17 protein-coding genes and 1 rRNA gene are annotated in these 16,416 nt (G+C 72.6%); 12 read left to right on the top strand and 6 right to left on the bottom strand.

The features are described 5' to 3' along the window. Nucleotides 1-80, top strand: a 5S ribosomal RNA gene (rrf, locus tag OO48_RS18760); the annotation flags it as partial. Between the two features lie 206 nt (nt 81-286). Here the strand turns inward: rrf and OO48_RS18755 are convergent. Beyond that, nucleotides 287-1,060 (bottom strand): SDR family oxidoreductase, encoded by a 774-nt coding sequence (locus OO48_RS18755; protein ID WP_033217685.1) that lies wholly within the window; start codon nt 1,058-1,060, stop codon nt 287-289. Between the two features lie 105 nt (nt 1,061-1,165). Between OO48_RS18755 and OO48_RS18750 the strand changes: the two genes are divergently transcribed. From OO48_RS18750 to pstB, 9 genes are all read left to right on the top strand, one after another. Then, nucleotides 1,166-1,798 (top strand): TetR/AcrR family transcriptional regulator, encoded by a 633-nt coding sequence (locus OO48_RS18750; protein WP_033217717.1) that lies wholly within the window; start codon nt 1,166-1,168, stop codon nt 1,796-1,798. 49 nt (nt 1,799-1,847) lie between these two features. Then, on the top strand, nt 1,848-2,774 hold the full coding sequence (mshD, locus tag OO48_RS18745) for a mycothiol synthase (protein ID WP_033217681.1): 927 nt from the start codon (nt 1,848-1,850) through the stop codon (nt 2,772-2,774). Nucleotides 2,775-3,059: 285 nt separating this feature from the next. Continuing rightward, entirely contained in the window at nt 3,060-5,486 is a 2,427-nt protein-coding gene (locus tag OO48_RS18740; protein ID WP_033217680.1) for an RNA degradosome polyphosphate kinase, read from the top strand. A gap of 90 nt (nt 5,487-5,576) precedes the next feature. Further along, nucleotides 5,577-6,650, top strand: a complete 1,074-nt coding sequence (locus OO48_RS18735) for a CHAD domain-containing protein (RefSeq protein WP_051732290.1) — start codon at nt 5,577-5,579, stop codon at nt 6,648-6,650. 39 nt (nt 6,651-6,689) lie between these two features. After that, nucleotides 6,690-7,196 carry an NUDIX hydrolase gene (locus tag OO48_RS18730; protein WP_106970353.1) on the top strand — a complete coding sequence of 169 codons (507 nt, stop codon included), beginning with the start codon at nt 6,690-6,692 and terminating at the stop codon, nt 7,194-7,196. A gap of 245 nt (nt 7,197-7,441) precedes the next feature. After that, a complete protein-coding gene (gene pstS / locus OO48_RS18725; protein ID WP_033217677.1) occupies nt 7,442-8,587 on the top strand; it encodes a phosphate ABC transporter substrate-binding protein PstS in 1,146 nt (381 codons plus the stop codon). 165 nt (nt 8,588-8,752) lie between these two features. Beyond that, complete coding sequence (gene pstC, locus OO48_RS18720; RefSeq protein ID WP_033217671.1) at nt 8,753-9,736, top strand: phosphate ABC transporter permease subunit PstC; 984 nt, start codon at nt 8,753-8,755, stop codon at nt 9,734-9,736. Continuing rightward, nucleotides 9,733-10,809 carry a phosphate ABC transporter permease PstA gene (pstA, locus tag OO48_RS18715; protein ID WP_033217666.1) on the top strand — a complete coding sequence of 359 codons (1,077 nt, stop codon included), beginning with the start codon at nt 9,733-9,735 and terminating at the stop codon, nt 10,807-10,809. The genes pstC and pstA overlap by 4 nt, the downstream gene beginning before the upstream one ends. A gap of 41 nt (nt 10,810-10,850) precedes the next feature. Further along, nucleotides 10,851-11,627 carry a phosphate ABC transporter ATP-binding protein PstB gene (gene pstB / locus OO48_RS18710; RefSeq protein WP_033217664.1) on the top strand — a complete coding sequence of 259 codons (777 nt, stop codon included), beginning with the start codon at nt 10,851-10,853 and terminating at the stop codon, nt 11,625-11,627. A gap of 151 nt (nt 11,628-11,778) precedes the next feature. Here the strand turns inward: pstB and OO48_RS18705 are convergent, their stop codons facing one another. After that, the gene (locus OO48_RS18705) at nt 11,779-12,774 is read right to left on the bottom strand and encodes an inorganic phosphate transporter (protein WP_033217663.1); all 996 of its coding nucleotides are present in this window, start codon (nt 12,772-12,774) and stop codon (nt 11,779-11,781) included. Between the two features lie 5 nt (nt 12,775-12,779). Further along, nucleotides 12,780-13,400: a DUF47 domain-containing protein gene (locus OO48_RS18700; RefSeq protein ID WP_033217662.1), complete on the bottom strand. Its 621-nt coding sequence runs from the start codon at nt 13,398-13,400 to the stop codon at nt 12,780-12,782. Nucleotides 13,401-13,652: 252 nt separating this feature from the next. Here OO48_RS18700 and OO48_RS18695 point away from each other — a divergent pair, with 252 nt between their 5' ends. Further along, nucleotides 13,653-14,006 carry a metal-sensitive transcriptional regulator gene (locus tag OO48_RS18695; RefSeq protein ID WP_033217661.1) on the top strand — a complete coding sequence of 118 codons (354 nt, stop codon included), beginning with the start codon at nt 13,653-13,655 and terminating at the stop codon, nt 14,004-14,006. A gap of 41 nt (nt 14,007-14,047) precedes the next feature. Here OO48_RS18695 and OO48_RS18690 read toward each other — a convergent pair whose 3' ends face one another. Then, nucleotides 14,048-14,233, bottom strand: coding sequence for a hypothetical protein (locus OO48_RS18690; RefSeq protein WP_051732291.1), 186 nt, complete (start codon nt 14,231-14,233; stop codon nt 14,048-14,050). Between the two features lie 132 nt (nt 14,234-14,365). Beyond that, nucleotides 14,366-15,190, bottom strand: coding sequence for an SCO4651 family lipoprotein (locus OO48_RS18685; protein WP_033217712.1), 825 nt, complete (start codon nt 15,188-15,190; stop codon nt 14,366-14,368). A 164-nt stretch (nt 15,191-15,354) separates the two neighbouring features. On the opposite strand from OO48_RS18685, the gene OO48_RS38405 reads away from it, so the two are divergent. Beyond that, nucleotides 15,355-15,564, top strand: coding sequence for a hypothetical protein (locus OO48_RS38405; RefSeq protein ID WP_033217710.1), 210 nt, complete (start codon nt 15,355-15,357; stop codon nt 15,562-15,564). Between the two features lie 50 nt (nt 15,565-15,614). Here OO48_RS38405 and OO48_RS18675 read toward each other — a convergent pair whose 3' ends face one another. Further along, on the bottom strand, nt 15,615-16,364 hold the full coding sequence (locus OO48_RS18675; protein WP_051732288.1) for a phosphatase PAP2 family protein: 750 nt from the start codon (nt 16,362-16,364) through the stop codon (nt 15,615-15,617). Nucleotides 16,365-16,416 lie beyond the last annotated feature (52 nt).

The raw sequence follows: 16,416 nt of genomic DNA, 5'->3' as shown, positions 1-16,416 counted from the left end.
TTCCGAACCCGGAAGCTAAGCCTCACAGCGCCGATGGTACTGCAGGGGGGACCCTGTGGGAGAGTAGGACGCCGCCGAACAATCTTTCAGAGAAAGGGCTCCAGCCGTCAGGCTGGGGCCCTTTCTGCGTTTCCGGATCCGCAGGGTCGGACGGAGGGGGAACGCGACGGGGTTCACCGGGGTGTGGGTGGTCGCGGCGGTGCCGGATGACGAACTGGAGCGGTCGGCACCCGTCTACTGAACCTGAACCTGAACCGATGGGCGGGCGGACGGTGGTGGCGGAGCGTCAGAGGCCGGCGCCGCCGGTGGCGTCGATGATCCGGCCGGTGACCCAGCGGGCGTCGTGGGAGGCGAGGAAGGCGACGACGTCGGCGATGTCGGCGGGGTCGGCGACGCGGCCCAGGGCGGCGAGGGAGGCGGCGTGGGCCCGGGCGGCGGGGTCGTCGCGGAGCCAGGCCGCGTTGATGTCGGTGTCGACGATGCCGGGGTGGACGGAGTTGGCGGTGATGCCGCGGGATCCGAGTTCCTTGGCGAGGTTGAGCGTGAAGGTGTCCAGGGCGCCCTTGGTGGCGGCGTAGGCGATGATCTCGGGCATCGCGATGCGGGCGACGCCGCTGGAGATGTTGATGACGCGGCCGCCGTCGCGCAGGCGGGGCAGGGCCTGCTGGACGAGGAAGAACGGGGCGCGGACGTTGACGGCGAAGACCTCGTCGAAGGCTTCCTCGGTGAGGTCGGCGAGGGCGGCGCTGCGGCCGATGCCGGCGTTGTTGACCAGGATGTCGATGCCCGGGTCGTCCAGGTGTCCGGCCCGGGCGTCGTCGTACGCGGCCCAGAGCCGGGCGGCGTCGCCGTGGGTGCCGAGCGGGGCGTGGACCGGGAAGGCGCGGCCGCCGCGGCTGCGGATGCCGTCGAGGACGGCGGTGGCGGCGGCCCGGTCGCGGGCGTAGGTGAGTGCGACGGTGGCGCCGTCCCGGGCGAGGCGTTCGGCGATGGCGCGGCCGATGCCCCGGGAGGCGCCGGTGACCAGGGCGGTCCGGCCGTCGAGCGGGCGTGCGGGCATGGTGGGTCCCTTCTCTCGGCGTCGCTCATTTCTTGAGTGATCGCTCAAGAAGAAAATTAGCACGCCTCGACGCCTTTCTTGAGCGACCGCTCTAAAATGGTCGGCATGGCAGTGGAGAAGGCGGGCGCGACCGGGACGGCGGCGAAGCGGGGCCGGCCGCCGGCCTTCGACCGGGCGGCGGTGCTGGCGGCGGCGACCAGGCTGTTCTGGGAGCGCGGCTACCAGGCGACCTCGGTGGGCGAGCTGACCGGGGCGATGGGGATCAAGCCGGGCAGCCTGTACGCGGCGTTCGGTGACAAGGCGGCGCTGTTCCGCGAGGTGGTGGAGGCGTACGGGAGCTCCCCGGCGGGGGAGTTCGTGGCGGTGGCACTGGCCGAGGAGGCGTCGGCGCGGGCGGCGTTCGCCCGGATCCTGCGGGAGGCGGCCCGGATCTACCCGGATCCGGCGCACCCGGCGGGGTGCCTGGTGATCAGTGCGGCGGTGAACATCGCGGCCCAGGACGAGGAGGTGGCGGAGTTCCTGCGCGGGCTGCGGGCGGCGAACCTGCGGCTGTTCGAGGAGCGGCTGGCGGACGCCGGGCGGCTGGGCGAGCTGCCGGCGGGGGTGTCCCCGGCGGCGCTGGCCCGGTACTTCGGGGCGGTGCTGCAGGGCATGTCGCAGCGGGCCAGGGACGGGGCGGACGCGGCGGAGCTGGCCGCGACGGCCGAACTGGCGCTGGCGGCCTGGCCGGGGCCGTGACGGTACCGGAGCCCTGCTGGAAGCGGAGCGGAGAACGTAGGCTCGCCGCATGCGGATTTCTGAGAACACGTCAGGTGCGGGCCGGGTCGAGCGGGTCGAGGCGCTGACGCCCGGGCAGGCCGGTGAGGTGCGGGAACTGCTCGCGGCGGCGGCCCGGGCGGACGGCCGGGAGGCGGTGTCGGAGGCCGGGCGGCTGCGGATCCGGCCGGACAGCCCGCGCGAGGGCGTGCGGCACCTGGTGCAGTCGGTGGACGGCGCCGTGGTCGGCTACGCGCAGGTCGAGGGGGCCGGGCCGGGGACGGTGGAGCTGACGGTGGCCCCGGCCGAGCGCGGCCGGGGCCTGGGCGGCGAGCTGGTGCGCGAGGTGCTGGCCGGGCCCGGGGCCGACGCCGGGCTGGACTTCTGGGCGCACGGCGGCCTCCCGGCCGCCCGGCACCTGGCCGGGGTGCACGGGGCGGTGCTGGTGCGCGAGCTGCGGCAGATGCGGCGCACCGCACCGGCGCCGGACGCGGTGCCGCTGCCGGCGGGCGTCGAGCTGCGGACGTTCGAGCCGGGCCGGGACGAGGCGTCCTGGCTCGCGCTGAACGCGCTGGCCTTCGCGCACCACCCGGAGCAGGGCTCCTGGACGCAGCGCGACCTGGCGGAGCGGATCGCCGAGCCGTGGTTCGACCCGAAGGGCTTCTTCCTGGCGGAGCGGGACGGCCGGCTGGTGGGCTTCCACTGGACGAAGACCCAGCCGGACGGCCCGGGCGAGGTGTACGTGGTGGGGGTGGATCCGGCCGAGCAGGGTAATGGCCTGGGTAAGGCGTTGACGGCGGTGGGTCTGCGACACCTGGTCCTGGATCGCGGCCTGCCGACGGTGATGCTGTACGTGGACGCGGACAACGCGGCCGCCGTCCGGGTGTACGAGCGGTTGGGTTTCACCGTCCACGAGGTCGACCTCATGTACCGGTGGGAGCCGTCCGGCCCGCGCTGAGCTGGTCGAACGCGGGCGGAGAGGAGCGTCCGCCGACGGCCACAGGGGCGACGGACTCAGCTTTCCTCCTGGCCATGCGGTGTTTACCGTGGATTCAATTGACGCCGCGAAGATCACAGAATGTCGTCCGTATTGCCGCGTCCGCGTCACCGCTCCACCCACCGCCCGTTCGGGCGGGTCCCGGCGCCGCCGGGCGGGTGGACCTGGCTCGACGATGACGAGCAGCCTGCGGAGTCATGCCCTGCGCCCCGCCGGGGCCGCGTCCTGCAGGAGGAGCTGGAACCGATGAGCATCCCCCGCCCCGTCTCCGGCTCGGCCGACCCGGCCGAGCGCGGTAGTGAGCAGAAGCCGGCCGTGCGGTCGGGTGTCAGGACCGGGTCCGGTGCCGGCGGCAGGGTCGCCGCCGGCAAGGACGCGGGCAAGGAGTCGGGCAAGGAGGTGCGGCCGCGCGCGGTGCCGGCGCGCGGCAAGGGCAGGTCGGTCGAGCCCAGGTCCGACGCCGGGACCGAGCCCGAGTCCGGCGCCAGGACGGACGCCAAGCCCGGGTCCGCGGCCGAGTCGCCGCGGGCGGCGACGGCGCTGCCCGCGGCGGTGACGGCGGCCTTCCCGTCGGGGGCGTCGGGCGGCGCGGAGGAGGGGGAACTGCCGCAGGGCCGCTTCCTGGACCGCGAGCGCAGCTGGCTGGCGTTCAACGAGCGGGTGCTGGAGCTCGCGGAGGACCCGGACATCCCGCTGCTGGAGCGGGCCAAGTTCCTGGCGATCTTCGCGTCCAACCTGGACGAGTTCTTCATGGTGCGGGTGGCCGGCCTCAAGCGCCGGATCGCCACCGGGGTGGCGCAGCGCTCGGCGTCGGGCCTGCAGCCGCGCGAGGTGCTGGACCAGATCTGGCGGCGCTCGCGCGAGCTGATGGCGCGCCACGCGGCGACGTTCCAGCAGGAGGTGCTGCCGGACCTGGCGGCCGAGGGCATCGAACTGGTGCGCTGGCCGGACTTGGCGGAGACCGAGCAGGCCCGGCTGCACACGCTGTTCCGGCAGCAGATCTTCCCCGTCCTGACGCCGCTGGCGGTCGACCCGGCGCACCCGTTCCCGTACATATCGGGGCTGTCGCTGAACCTGGCGGTGGTGGTGCGCAACCCGGTGTCGGGGCACAAGCACTTCGCCCGGGTGAAGGTCCCGCAGTCGCTGTCGAGGTTCCTGGAGGCGTCGCCGCAGCGGTACGTGCCGCTGGAGGACGTGATGGGGGCGCACCTGGAGGAGCTGTTCCCGGGGATGGAGGTGCTCGCCCACCACGCGTTCCGGGTCACCCGCAACGAGGACCTGGAGGTGGAGGAGGACGACACCGAGAACATCCTGAAGGCGCTGGAGAAGGAGCTGATGCGGCGCCGCTTCGGCCCGCCGGTGCGCCTGGAGGTCGAGGAGTCGATCGACCCGTACATCCTGGACCTGCTGGTGCGGGAGCTGAACATCACCGAGGCGGAGGTCTTCCCGCTGCCCGGGCCGCTGGACCTGACCGGGCTGTTCGGGATCGCCGACCTGGACCGGCCGGAGTTGAAGTACCCGAAGTTCGTGGCGGGCACGGCGCGCGGGCTGACCGACGTGGAGTCGGCGACGCTGCCGGACATCTTCGGGGCGATGCGCGAGCGGGACGTGCTGCTGCACCACCCGTACGACTCGTTCTCCACCTCGGTGCAGGCGTTCCTGGAGCAGGCCGCCGCGGACCCGCACGTGCTGGCGATCAAGCAGACGCTGTACCGCACCTCCGGCGACTCGCCGATCGTGGACGCGTTGATCGACGCGGCGGAGTCCGGCAAGCAGGTGCTGGTGCTGGTGGAGATCAAGGCCAGGTTCGACGAGCAGGCGAACATCAAGTGGGCCCGGAAGCTGGAGGAGTCCGGCTGCCACGTGGTGTACGGCCTGGTCGGGCTGAAGACGCACTGCAAGCTGTCGCTGGTGGTCCGCCAGGAGGGCGACACGCTGCGCCGCTACTCGCACGTGGGCACCGGCAACTACCACCCGAAGACGGCCCGGCTGTACGAGGACCTGGGCCTGCTGACGGCCGACCCGCAGGTCGGCGCCGACCTGAGCGACCTGTTCAACCGGCTGTCGGGGTACTCGCGGCGCGAGTCGTACCGGCGGCTGCTGACCGCGCCGCGCGGGCTGCGGGACGGGCTGGTGGCGCGGATCAACGGGGAGATCGCGCACCACCGGGCCGGGCGGCCGGCCTTCGTCCGGATCAAGGTCAACTCGATCGTCGACGAGGTGGTGATCGACGCGCTGTACCGGGCCTCGCAGGCCGGGGTGCCGGTGGACGTGTGGGTGCGCGGGATCTGCGCGATCCGGCCGGGCGTGCCGGGGCTGAGCGAGAACGTCCGGGTGCGGTCGATACTCGGGCGGTTCCTGGAGCACTCCCGGGTGTTCGTGTTCGGCAACGGGGGCGACCCGGAGGTGTGGATCGGCAGCGCCGACATGATGCACCGCAACCTGGACCGCCGGATAGAGGCGCTGGTGCGGGTCACCGACCCGGCGCACCGGGCCGAGCTGAACGGCCTGCTGGAGCTGGGCGTCTCGGACGAGACCGACTCCTGGCACCTGGGCGGGGACGGCACCTGGACCAGGCACGCGCAGGACGCCGAGGGCCGGCCGCTGCGCCACGTCCAGGACCTGCTGATCGACTCGCGCCGCCGCAACCGCGGCTCCGCCGCCGCGCGCTGAGCGGCACCCCGCCCGTGCCGGGAGCCCCGGCGCGGGCGGACTGCACCCCTGGGGCAGGCCCAGGGAGGGGAAACGGGGAGAGCCACAGCCATGACCGATGCGCCGACGACGGCCCCGGTGGCGCGCGCCGCGACCGCCGGGGAGGTCCTTGCCGGCTACCTGACCGCCCAGGCGGGCGCGTTCCTGCGCGCCCTGCCGCAGGCGGTAGGCGAGGCGGGGTCCAGACCGGGGGCGCTCCCGGCGTCGGCGCGGGCCGCGGACGACCTGCTGCGGGTGGTGCGCCGGGTCGGCGGGGCGCTGCACACCTTCGCGGCGGTGTTCGAGCCGCAGTGGGCGCAGGAGTCGCGCACCGAGCTGCGCTGGCTGTTGAACCTGCTGGCGCAGGAGCCGGGCTACCAGCGGCGGGCGGTGCGGCTGCTGGGCGCGCTGGACTCGCTGGCCGACACCTCTCCGGACGCGGCGGGCATGCTGGCCGGGCACGCGGGCGCGCCCAAGGCCCGGGCGCTGCTGGAGCGGCAGCTGACGCTGGCCAGGACCAGGGCGCACACCGCGCTGCTGCAGGAGCTGCGTTCGGCCCGGCTGCACGCGCTGGCGGACCGGATGACGCTGCTGGCGGGGGACGTGCCGCTGGTGGCGCCGGCGGCCGCGGAGCCGGCGGCGGCGCTGCTGCCGCAGACCGCAGCGGCGCTGGGCGCGCTGCTGGGGGCGGGCGAGCGGCTGCCGTGGCGGCGGTCGGCGCGGGCGTACGGCGGGACGGGGCTGCACCGGCTGGGCGCGGGGCCGGCGGAGCCGGGCGCGGTCCCGGCGGCGCGCGCGGCGGCGGCGGACGCGGACGCGGCGCTGGCGGCGGACGACGCGCCGTGGCTGCGGGCCCGGATCCTGGTGAAGCGGGCCAGGTACGCGCTGGAGGTGTGCGGGGCGCCGGGCGAGGGCCTGGCGGAGCTGGACGGGGTGCTGGCGCGGCACCAGGAGGCGTCGGACGCGGCGGCGACGGTGGCGACGGCGGCGCGCACGCCGCGGATCACCCCGGCGACGGCGTACGTGCTGGGCGTGGTGCACGCGGACCAGCGCCTGGAGGTGGAGTCGGCCCGGTACGCTTTCGGGCGCCAGTGGCCGGGGGTGGCGCCCGGGCTGGTCGGCCCGGTGGCGGTGCTGCCGGACTGAGCCCCTGTTCCCCCTGCCCGGATGGACCGCGTACCGCTCATGCCAGACCGCTCCTCCCCGCCCGACCGCGCCCCGGCCCGGTCGGGCGGGGTCCGGCTCGACCGCCGTCCGGCGGCGGGCTCCCGTTCGACGGTGCTGGCGGCGGGGGCGGTGCTGTGGGTGCCGGGGCCGCCGAAGAAGGGCGGCAAGGGCCGCAAGAAGCCGCGGATCGCGCTGGTGCACCGGCCCAAGTACGACGACTGGAGCCTGCCGAAGGGGAAGCTGGACCCGGGCGAGGGCTGGCGGGCGGCGGCGCTGCGCGAGGTGCTGGAGGAGACCGGGATGCGCTGCGTGCTGGGCCCGGAGCTGCCGGCGCAGCACTACCTGGCGCACGGCCGGCCGAAGGAGGTCCGGTACTGGTCGGCGGTGCCGACGGGTGGCTCGTTCCGGCCCAACCGGGAGGTGGACCGGCTGGAGTGGCTGCCGCCGAAGCGCGCCAGGGAGCGGCTGACCCACCCGCGGGACCGGGTGCTGGTGGACGCGCTGCTGGAGCTGCTGCTCGGTTGAGGGCCGTCCGGGTGGTCCGCACGGGTCGTGCGGGTGATCTCACCGCGCCCCCACCGTGACGCAACCGTTACTACCGGCCGCAGTTTCCTGACGTCCCTTCGAGGTTCACTCCCCGTTCATTTGCGTCGGGCTGACGCGTCACCTGTCCTGCCTAACTTCTGGATTACCGGAGGGCCGGACAGGGCCCCGGACCACAGCAAAACCGGTCGCTCCCAGACCGGCATTGCCTCAGAAAGGGACACCCAGTGAACCTGCGGAACGGCCGCTCCAAGGCCCTCGCCATCGGTGCCGTCGCGCTCGTCTCCACGCTGTCGCTCTCGGCTTGCGGCACGGACGACAACAGCTCGAACAACACCTCGGGCTCCTCCGCCTCCGGTGGTTCGACGGCGGCCGCCCCGGCCAAGATCGTCTGTGCCGACAAGGGCGGTCAGCTGCTGGGCGCCGGTTCGACCGCGCAGGCTCCGGCCATCGACGTCTGGAAGGCCGCCTACAGCGCCGCCTGCTCCAGCGCCACCCTGACCTACTCCGGCGGCGGCTCCGGTGCCGGCGTCACCCAGTTCAACCAGGGCAAGATCGCCTTCGCGGGCTCCGACTCGGCCCTCAAGCCGGCCGAGGTCGACGCCTCGAAGGCGGTCTGCACCGGCGGCCAGGCGATCGACCTCCCGATGGTCGGCGGCCTGGTCTCGATCGTCTTCAACATCGAGGGCGTCGACAAGCTGGTCGTGGACGGCCCGACCCTGGCGAAGATCTTCGACTCGCAGATCACCAAGTGGAACGACCCGGCGATCGCCGCCCTGAACCCGGGCGTGAACCTCCCGGCCGCCGACATCCAGGCGATCCACCGCTCGGAGGACTCCGGCACCACCGCCAACCTGACCGGCTACCTGGCCAAGGCCGGCGGCGGCAACTGGAAGTACCCGGCGGCCAAGGCCTGGGCGGGCCAGGGCGGCCAGTCCGCGAACGGCTCGGCCGGCGTCGCGGCCCTGGTCAAGCAGACCAAGAACTCGATCTCCTACGTCGAGCTCTCCTACGCCCAGACCAACAAGCTGAACAGCGCCGCGATCAACACCGGCGCCTCCAAGCCGGTCGAGGCCACCGCCGCCAACGCCGCCGCCACCCTGGCCTCCGCCAAGGTCACCGGCACCGGTGCCGACCTGGCGCTGGACATCGACTACGCGACCAAGGCCGAGGGCAACTACCCGATCACCCTGGTCACCTACGAGATCGTCTGCGACAAGGGCAACAAGGCCGAGACCCTGCCGGTCCTGAAGTCCTTCCTGAACTACACCGTCAGCGACGCCGGCCAGCAGGCCATCGGCGCGGTCGGCTACGTGCCGCTGCCGGCCGAGCTCGCGACCAAGGTCAAGACCCAGATCGACGCCCTGGCCTGAGCCTGAGCGGCGACCGGCCGGACGGCCCCCCAAGGAGGGGGGAGGGGCCGTCCGGCCGGGGCGTTCGCCGCAGCGCACCACCCACACACCACGAGAACGTCCGGGGCACCGCCGCCAAGGTGCCGCCCTCCGCGGGGCAGCGCCGCCAGACCGGAGTAAACGATCATGACTTCTGCACCCCCCGCCGACGCGCGGGGACGGGCTCGACGGAGCCGGGGCGACAGCCGCCGCGGCGACAGCGTCTTCTTCAACCTCTCGCGGGGCTCGGGCATCCTGCTGCTGGTCATCATGGCCGCCATCGCAGGCTTCCTCGCCTACCGCTCCTTCCTCGCCCTGGGCAAGAACGAGGGCAACTTCCTCACCAGCTTCGAGTGGACCCCGGACGCCGCGAAGCCGGTGTTCGGCATCGCCGTCCTCACCTTCGGCACCCTGGTCAGCGCGCTGATCGCGATGATCATCGCGGTCCCGGTCGCGGTCGGCATCGCGCTGTTCATCTCGCACTACGCGCCCCGCCGGATCGCCCAGCCCTTCGCCTACCTGGTGGACCTGCTGGCCGCCGTCCCGTCCATCGTCTACGGCCTGTGGGGCGTGCTGTTCCTCGTCCCGCACATGGACGGCCTGACCAGCTGGATGGACCAGTACCTCGGCTGGACGTACCTCTTCGACCAGTCCAGCGCCGGCGTCCCGGCGCGCAACCTGTTCACCGTCGGCATCCTGCTCGCGATCATGGTGCTGCCGATCATCACCGCGGTCACCCGCGAGGTCTTCCGGCAGGTCCCGCGGATGCACGAGGAGGCGGCGCTCGCGCTCGGCGCGACCCGCTGGGAGATGATCCGCACCGCGGTGCTGCCCTTCGGCCGCCCCGGCATCATCTCCGCGTCGATGCTCGGCCTGGGCCGCGCGCTCGGCGAGACCATCGCGGTCGCCACCGTGCTCTCCACCAACAGCGTGCTGTCGCTGCACCTGCTCGACCCGGGCGGCGGCACCTTCGCGCAGAACATCGCGCTGAAGTTCAACGAGGCCCAGCCGCTGGGCCGGGACGCCCTGATGGCCTCCGGCCTGGTCCTGTTCGTCATCACCCTGCTGGTGAACGGCGCGGCCCGCATGATCATCGCCCGTCGCAAGGAGTACTCGGGGGCCGCCGCGTGAGCACCGTGACCATCACCGACGCCACTCCGCCGCAGCTCACCCAGCGGCTGACCGCGGCCCGGCTGCCCCGCTGGGCGCCGGCCGGCACCGCCGTCGCCTCGATCGCCCTCGGCTGCGGCATCGGCGCCGCCGCCGGCCTCAAGAGCCACGTGCAGTGGGGCCTGATCTCCGCGCTGCTCTTCCTGGCCGTCAGCTACACCGTCTCGGCCTCGGTCGAGGGCCGCCGCCAGGCCAGGGACCGGTTCGCCACCTCGCTGGTCTGGGTCTCCTTCGTCTGCGCCGTGGTGCCGCTGGTCTCGCTGACCGTCTACACCGTCCAGCAGGGCATCGGCGCGATCAGCCCCGAGTTCCTCACCCACTCGATGAAGGGCGTCGTCGCCACCCTCAGCCCGGACGGCGGCATCTACCACGCCATCATCGGCACCATCGAGCAGGTCCTGCTGGCCACCCTGATCGCCGCGCCGATCGGCCTGCTCACCGCCGTCTACCTGGTGGAGTACGGCCGCGGCCGGCTCGCCAAGGCGGTCACCTTCTTCGTCGACGTCATGACCGGCATCCCGTCGGTCGTCGCCGGCCTGTTCGTCCTCTCCGTCTGGAACATCGCCCTCGGCTTCGAGTACTCCGGCTTCTCCGGCAGCCTCGCGCTGGCGATCCTGATGATGCCGGTCGTGGTCCGCTCGACCGAGGAGATGCTCAAGCTCGTCCCGAACGAGCTCCGCGAAGCCTCGTACGCGCTCGGCGTGCCCAGGTGGAAGACCATCCTGCGGATCGTCCTGCCCACCGCCGTGGGCGGCATCACCACCGGCGTGATGCTGGCGGTCGCCCGCATCACCGGCGAGACCGCCCCCGTGATGATGCTGGTGTTCGGCGCCGACTTCATCAACAGCGACCCGTTCAACGGGCCGCAGCAGTCGCTCCCGCTCTACATCTGGCAGCAGTACTCGCAGATCAACAACGACTACGGGTACCAGCGGGCCTGGGGCGCCGCCCTGGTGCTGATCGCCTTCGTGATGGCCCTCAACCTCGTTGCCCGGGGCATCGCGCGCTGGCGCTCGCCCAAGGGCGGGCACTGACACCGACTGACGTACGAACAGACGAGAGAAGACGAAAGACCATGGCCAAGCGCATCGACGTCAGCGGACTGTCCGCCTACTACGGTTCCACCCGCGCCATCGACGACATCTCGATGACCATCGAGCCCCGTTCGGTGACCGCCTTCATCGGCCCCTCGGGCTGCGGCAAGTCCACCTTCCTGCGCACCCTCAACCGGATGCACGAGGTGATCCCCGGCGCCCGCGTCGAGGGCAAGGTGATGCTGGACGACGAGAACCTGTACGGCGCGAACGTCGACCCGGTCGCCGTCCGCCGCTCAGTCGGCATGGTGTTCCAGCGCCCCAACCCGTTCCCCACCATGTCGATCTACGACAACGTGGTGGCCGGCCTCAAGCTGGCCGGGGTGAAGAAGAAGTCCGTGCTGGACGGCGTGGTGGAGAAGTCCCTGCAGGGCGCCAACCTGTGGAACGAGGTCAAGGACCGCCTCAACAAGCCCGGCGCGGGCCTCTCCGGCGGCCAACAGCAGCGCCTGTGCATCGCCCGGGCGATCGCGGTCGAGCCCGAGGTGCTGCTGATGGACGAGCCCTGCTCGGCCCTCGACCCGATCTCCACCCTCGCCATCGAGGACCTGATCGGCGAGCTCAAGTCGCAGTTCACCATCGTGATCGTGACCCACAACATGCAGCAGGCGGCCCGGGTCTCCGACCGCACCGCCTTCTTCAACCTGGCGGGCGTCGGCCAGCCCGGCAAGCTGGTCGAGCTGGACGACACCCAGCGGATCTTCTCCAACCCGTCCGTCCAGGCCACCGAGGACTACATCTCCGGCCGCTTCGGCTGATCGGCCCCGCGCCGCACGAACCGCTCCGCGGCGCTGCATGGCGGTGCCGCCGCGGAGTCAGGAGGAAGGGCCCGCCCCCGTGCCGTGGGGGCGGGCCCTTCCCGTGCGCGCTCGCGGCCGGCGGCCGCGGTGGTTCAACCGTCCGTGCGGGTCACAGCACCAGCAGGTTGACGATCCCGTACATCGCGGCGGCCACGATCGCCGCCGCCGGCATGGTGATGAACCAGCCCATCACGATGTTCTTCGCCACCCCCCAGCGGACCGCGCGGACCCGCTTGGTGGCGCCCACGCCCATGATCGCCGAGGTGATCACGTGGGTGGTGGAGATCGGCGCCGCGTAGACGAACGAGGTGACGTACATGACCGCGGAGGCGGTGGCCTCGGCGGCGAAGCCCTGCGGCGGGTCCAGCTCGATGATCTTCCGGCCGAGGGTGCGCATGATCCGCCAGCCGCCCGCGTAGGTGCCCAGCGAGAGCATCGCGGCGCAGGAGATCTTCACCCAGATCGGGATGCCGTTGCCGGACTGGTGGCCGGAGATGGTCAGCGCCATCACCACGATGCCCATCGTCTTCTGGGCGTCCTGCAGGCCGTGCGCCAGCGCCATCGCGGCCGCCGAGGCGGTCTGCGCCACCCGGAAGTTGCGCTTGGCCTTGTGCGGGTTGGCCCGCCGGAAGATCCACAGGATCGCCAGCATCACCAGGAAGCCGCCGATCAGGCCGACCACCGGCGAGACGATCATCGGAACGATGATCTTGTCGACCACGCCGTGCCAGACCACCCCGATGCCGCCGGCCAGCGCCGCGCCCACCATGCCGCCGAACAGCGCGTGCGAGGAGGAGGAGGGCAGGCCGAAGTACCAGGTCAGCAGGTTCCAGGCGATCGCCCCGACCAGGGCCGAGAACAGGATCGCCATGCCCTTGCTGCCGGTCGGGGTCTCGATGATCCCCTCGGAGACGGTCTTCGCGACCCCGCTGCCGAGGAACGCGCCCGCCAGGTTCATCACCGCGGCCATCGCCAGTGCCGCCCGGGGGGTCAGCGCCCGGGTGGAGACCGAGGTGGCGATGGCGTTGGCGGAGTCGTGGAAGCCGTTCGTGTACGTGAAGAAGAAAGCGACGCCGATGACGACGATCAGTGCTGCCATGTCCACGGAGGTCAGGACTCCTTGACGGCGATGGTCTCCACCGTGTTGGCCACGTGCTCGAACGCGTCGGCGGCCTCTTCGAGGACGTCCACGACCTGCTTGAGCTTCAGCACCTCGATCGCCTCGTACTGGCCGGAGAACAGGTGGGCCAGCAGCTTGCGGTGGATCTGGTCCGCCTGGTTCTCCAGCCGGTTCACCTCGATCCAGTACTCGGTGAGGTTCGACATCGACCGCAGGTTGGGCATCGCCTCCGCGGTCAGCTCGGCCGCCCGGGCCAGCACCTCGATCTGCTGCTCGACGCCCTTGGGGAGGACCTCGATGTCGTACAGCACGACCAGGTCGACGGCCTCCTCCATGAAGTCCATGATGTCGTCCAGCGAGGAGGCCAGGTTGTAGATGTCCTCCCGGTCGAACGGGGTGATGAACGAGGAGTTCAGCTGGTGGAAGATCGCATGGGTGGTGTCGTCACCGGCGTGCTCGGCGGCGCGCATGCGCTCGACGATCTCCGCGCGGGCTGACACGTCAGAGCCCAGCAGTTCCAGCAGGAGCTTCGATCCGACGACGAGGTTCTCCGCTGCGGCGGCGAACATGTCGTAGAAGCTCGTCTCCTTCGGGGTCAGGCTAAAACGCACGGAAATCTCCGATGTGCGGGGTCGGTACTTGACGATGCTAGGCGCACGCCCCCCGTCCATGAACACGGGGTTGCCGACGCGCGCCCTAAGTGTGTCCCACGACACGCCGGTTTGCTCCCGCTCTGCAGGGGGATCTCTGACCTGACGCCCGGACGGCGGAACACCAGGCCGGTGCCGAGTGTTGGATCTGGGGGTACCTCCCGGCCGAGGGCCGGGGGCGGGCCGAGCACCGAGACCAAGAGGGCAGACCGGATGACCACCATCGACACCCCGAGCACCGACACCGCGCCGGCGGCCTGCCACGGCGCCGCCGCCGGGCCGCACGGCTACAGCGGCGAGAAGGAGGCGCACCTCAAGCGGCTGCGCCGGATCGAGGGTCAGATCCGCGGCCTGCAGCGGATGGTCGACGAGGACGTGTACTGCATCGACATCCTCACCCAGGTGTCCGCCTCCACCAAGGCGCTGCAGTCCTTCGCGCTCTCCCTGCTGGAGGAGCACCTGCGGCACTGCGTCGCCGCCGCGGCCGCCGCGGAGGACGGCGGCGAGGAGCTGAACGCCAAGGTCGCCGAGGCCAGCGCCGCCATCGCCCGGCTGCTGCGCACCTGAGCCGGTGAACGCCCGCCCCGGCCGGGTCGGCTGACCGCAGGTCAGTCGCGCGGCCCGTTCGCCGGGAGGTCCGGTTCGCGCCGGGCCAGCAGGACTTCGTCGATCTGCTCGGCGGCCAGTCGCTCCGCGCGGCTGGCCGAGGCGGCGATCATCAGTTCGCCGGTCAGGTCGATCTCGTCCAGCGCGGTTCTGTCGTGGCCGCCGGTGCCGCTCTCCCCGGATGCCATGGCCTCCACCCCTTCCGCGCCCGTCCGCCGCCCCGCTCGCCCGCCCCCACCAGCGTAGGCAGCGGCGGGCCGGGCCACATGGCACGGACGGGCCATCTCTGCCGCCCGAAACGGGTGGCCCGGCACCGCGGGTCACTTCGGCGAGGGGTCGGCCTTCATCGAGTAGATGTCGGCGGCGGCGGGCTCGGCGGCCTCCACCGGCTTGCCGAAGTCGGTGAGCGACAGCGTGGAGACCACCTTGACCTGGTCCTTCGCCGCGGTGGAGCCGGCCACCCCGGCGAAGGTGAAGTTCTCCACCACCTTGTGCAGCCGGCCCTGGCCGTCCAGCCAGGCCTCGTACGGGACCTCCTTCACGGTGAAGGTCTGGGCGGCCATCCGCAGCCCGTCCGCCCCGCGGCCGCCGGTCGCGTCGGCGGCCTTCGCCAAGTCCAGCGCGCCCCTGTAGTGCTTGAGCTCCACGCCGCCCACCGACTCGGTGCCGACCAACTCGGCGCGCTGCGCGCCGCGCAGCGCGCCCGCGGCGGTGGCCGGGTCGGTCGCGCCCGAGCTGACCAGGTTGCCGTCCGGGAGCTGGCGCACGTCCAGCTTGACCCACTTGCCCTCGGGGATCTTCGCGCCGCTGTTCTGCAGGTACACCGTGCCGGGCAGCACCACCTCGGTGATCTTCCCGGTGGTCGCGGCGCCGGGCGGGACGTCGATCTCCAGCCGGCCGATCCGCTTCACGTAGTCGTAGCCGCCGGCGCCGTTGAACACCGCCTTCTTCTCGGCGGACTCGGTGATCAGCTCGGTGGCCGCCCGCACCGATCCCGTCCGGCCGGTGATGTCGGCGGCCGAGCGGACCGCCGTCAGCGGGTCCGGGGACAGCTGGTCGGCGGAGGACGACCGGTCCTGCCCGCCGCCGGTGCAGGCCGACAGTGCGGTGACGAGCAGGGCCGCGGTGGCGGCGCGGTTGAGCATCTTCACTTCTTCGACAACCCCCTCGGGCCCGGATGACCCGGCAAGCAACCGCCCCGGATGGGCGGAGCGCTCGCCAGGTGAACGAGACCGGGCGGGGAAGGTTACGCCGATGTTCACCGGACGGACGGGAAGCCGCGCCGCCCCGGCGGGATACGGTGAAGGGCGTGGCAGAACAGGGCCCGGAGGCACCCGGCCGGGCATCACGGACCGACCGCCCGGACGAGCACCGGGTGGAGGTGGTGGAGCGCGGCTCGTTCAGCTTCGCCCAGTGCGGCTGCGGCTGGTTCGCCCCCGGCCGGCGCTCCCGCGACAAGTCCCGGCGGGACGCCGCGGGCCACCTCGCGGAGAACGGCGCGGACAGCAACGTCGCCTGAGCCCCCGCCCAGCGGCCCCCCTCGCCCGGCCGCCCCGCAGGGGCGCCCGGTCAGGCGGCGAGGTCCGACTCCCGGTCCCGGCCCGGCCGCGGCTCGTCCTGGCCCCGGCGGCGCCCCGGGCGGCGGGCGGCGGACGCGGCCGAGCGGCGCCCGCCGGAAGCCGCGCCGGCGCCGCGGGCCACCACCAGCGGACGCAGCGCGGTGCGCGACAGGGCGTGGCACAGCGGCACCAGGACGGCCATCGCGATCGGGGCGAGCAGCAGCACCACGGCGGTGGCCAGCGCGTAGCCGCCGATCACGTCGGTCGGGTAGTGCACGCCGACGAACAGCCGGCAGAAGCCCTGCAGCAGGGCGAGCGCGCCGGCGACCAGGCCGAGCCTGCGGTTGACCAGGAACAGGGCGACCGCGATCGCCATGGACATCGACGAGTGGTCGCTGACGAAGGAGAGCGTGTCCTCCTTGCCCGGCACCAGGACGTCCAGCTCGGGGTGGCTGACGAAGGGGCGGGGCCGGTCGACGAGCTTGGAGATCGGCAGGTTGGCGAGCTCGGCGATGGCGACGGCCAGCGGCGCCCACAGCACGCCGGCCACCGCGACCGGGGCGTCCGGGCGGCGGCGGGCGCTCAGCCAGGCGACCAGGCCGACCACGGCCAGGCCGAGCAGGATGCCGTACTCGGCCGTCCAGGCGACCAGTGAGTCCAGCCAGCCGGGGGCGTCGGCGGCCAGGCCGTTGACGGCCTTGAGCAGGCCGAGGTCGGGGTCGCCCGAACCGGTTCCGGCGTCGGCGAGCAGCGTCGGCACGCCGCACCTCCCTGTCCGCTCTCCGCAGTGGTCCCAGATCGTGGTGCTTCCG

This window comes from Kitasatospora phosalacinea, from assembly GCF_000716545.1.
Classification (GTDB): domain Bacteria; phylum Actinomycetota; class Actinomycetes; order Streptomycetales; family Streptomycetaceae; genus Kitasatospora; species Kitasatospora phosalacinea.
This window is presented reverse-complemented; position numbering and strand designations above follow the sequence as displayed.

Bases quoted from the DNA above. Each gene is read 5' to 3' on its own strand.
- pstC (WP_033217671.1), top strand. From the start codon at position 8,753: ATGACTTCTGCACCCCCCGCCGACGCGCGGGGACGGGCTCGACGGAGC.
- OO48_RS18740 (WP_033217680.1), top strand. From the start codon at position 3,060: ATGAGCATCCCCCGCCCCGTCTCCGGCTCGGCCGACCCGGCCGAGCGC.
- OO48_RS18735 (WP_051732290.1), top strand. From the start codon at position 5,577: ATGACCGATGCGCCGACGACGGCCCCGGTGGCGCGCGCCGCGACCGCC.
- OO48_RS18690 (WP_051732291.1), bottom strand. From the start codon at position 14,233: ATGGCATCCGGGGAGAGCGGCACCGGCGGCCACGACAGAACCGCGCTG.
- mshD (WP_033217681.1), top strand. From the start codon at position 1,848: ATGCGGATTTCTGAGAACACGTCAGGTGCGGGCCGGGTCGAGCGGGTC.
- OO48_RS18685 (WP_033217712.1), bottom strand. From the start codon at position 15,190: ATGCTCAACCGCGCCGCCACCGCGGCCCTGCTCGTCACCGCACTGTCG.
- OO48_RS18755 (WP_033217685.1), bottom strand. From the start codon at position 1,060: ATGCCCGCACGCCCGCTCGACGGCCGGACCGCCCTGGTCACCGGCGCC.
- OO48_RS18695 (WP_033217661.1), top strand. From the start codon at position 13,653: ATGACCACCATCGACACCCCGAGCACCGACACCGCGCCGGCGGCCTGC.
- OO48_RS18750 (WP_033217717.1), top strand. From the start codon at position 1,166: ATGGCAGTGGAGAAGGCGGGCGCGACCGGGACGGCGGCGAAGCGGGGC.
- pstB (WP_033217664.1), top strand. From the start codon at position 10,851: ATGGCCAAGCGCATCGACGTCAGCGGACTGTCCGCCTACTACGGTTCC.
- OO48_RS18730 (WP_106970353.1), top strand. From the start codon at position 6,690: ATGCCAGACCGCTCCTCCCCGCCCGACCGCGCCCCGGCCCGGTCGGGC.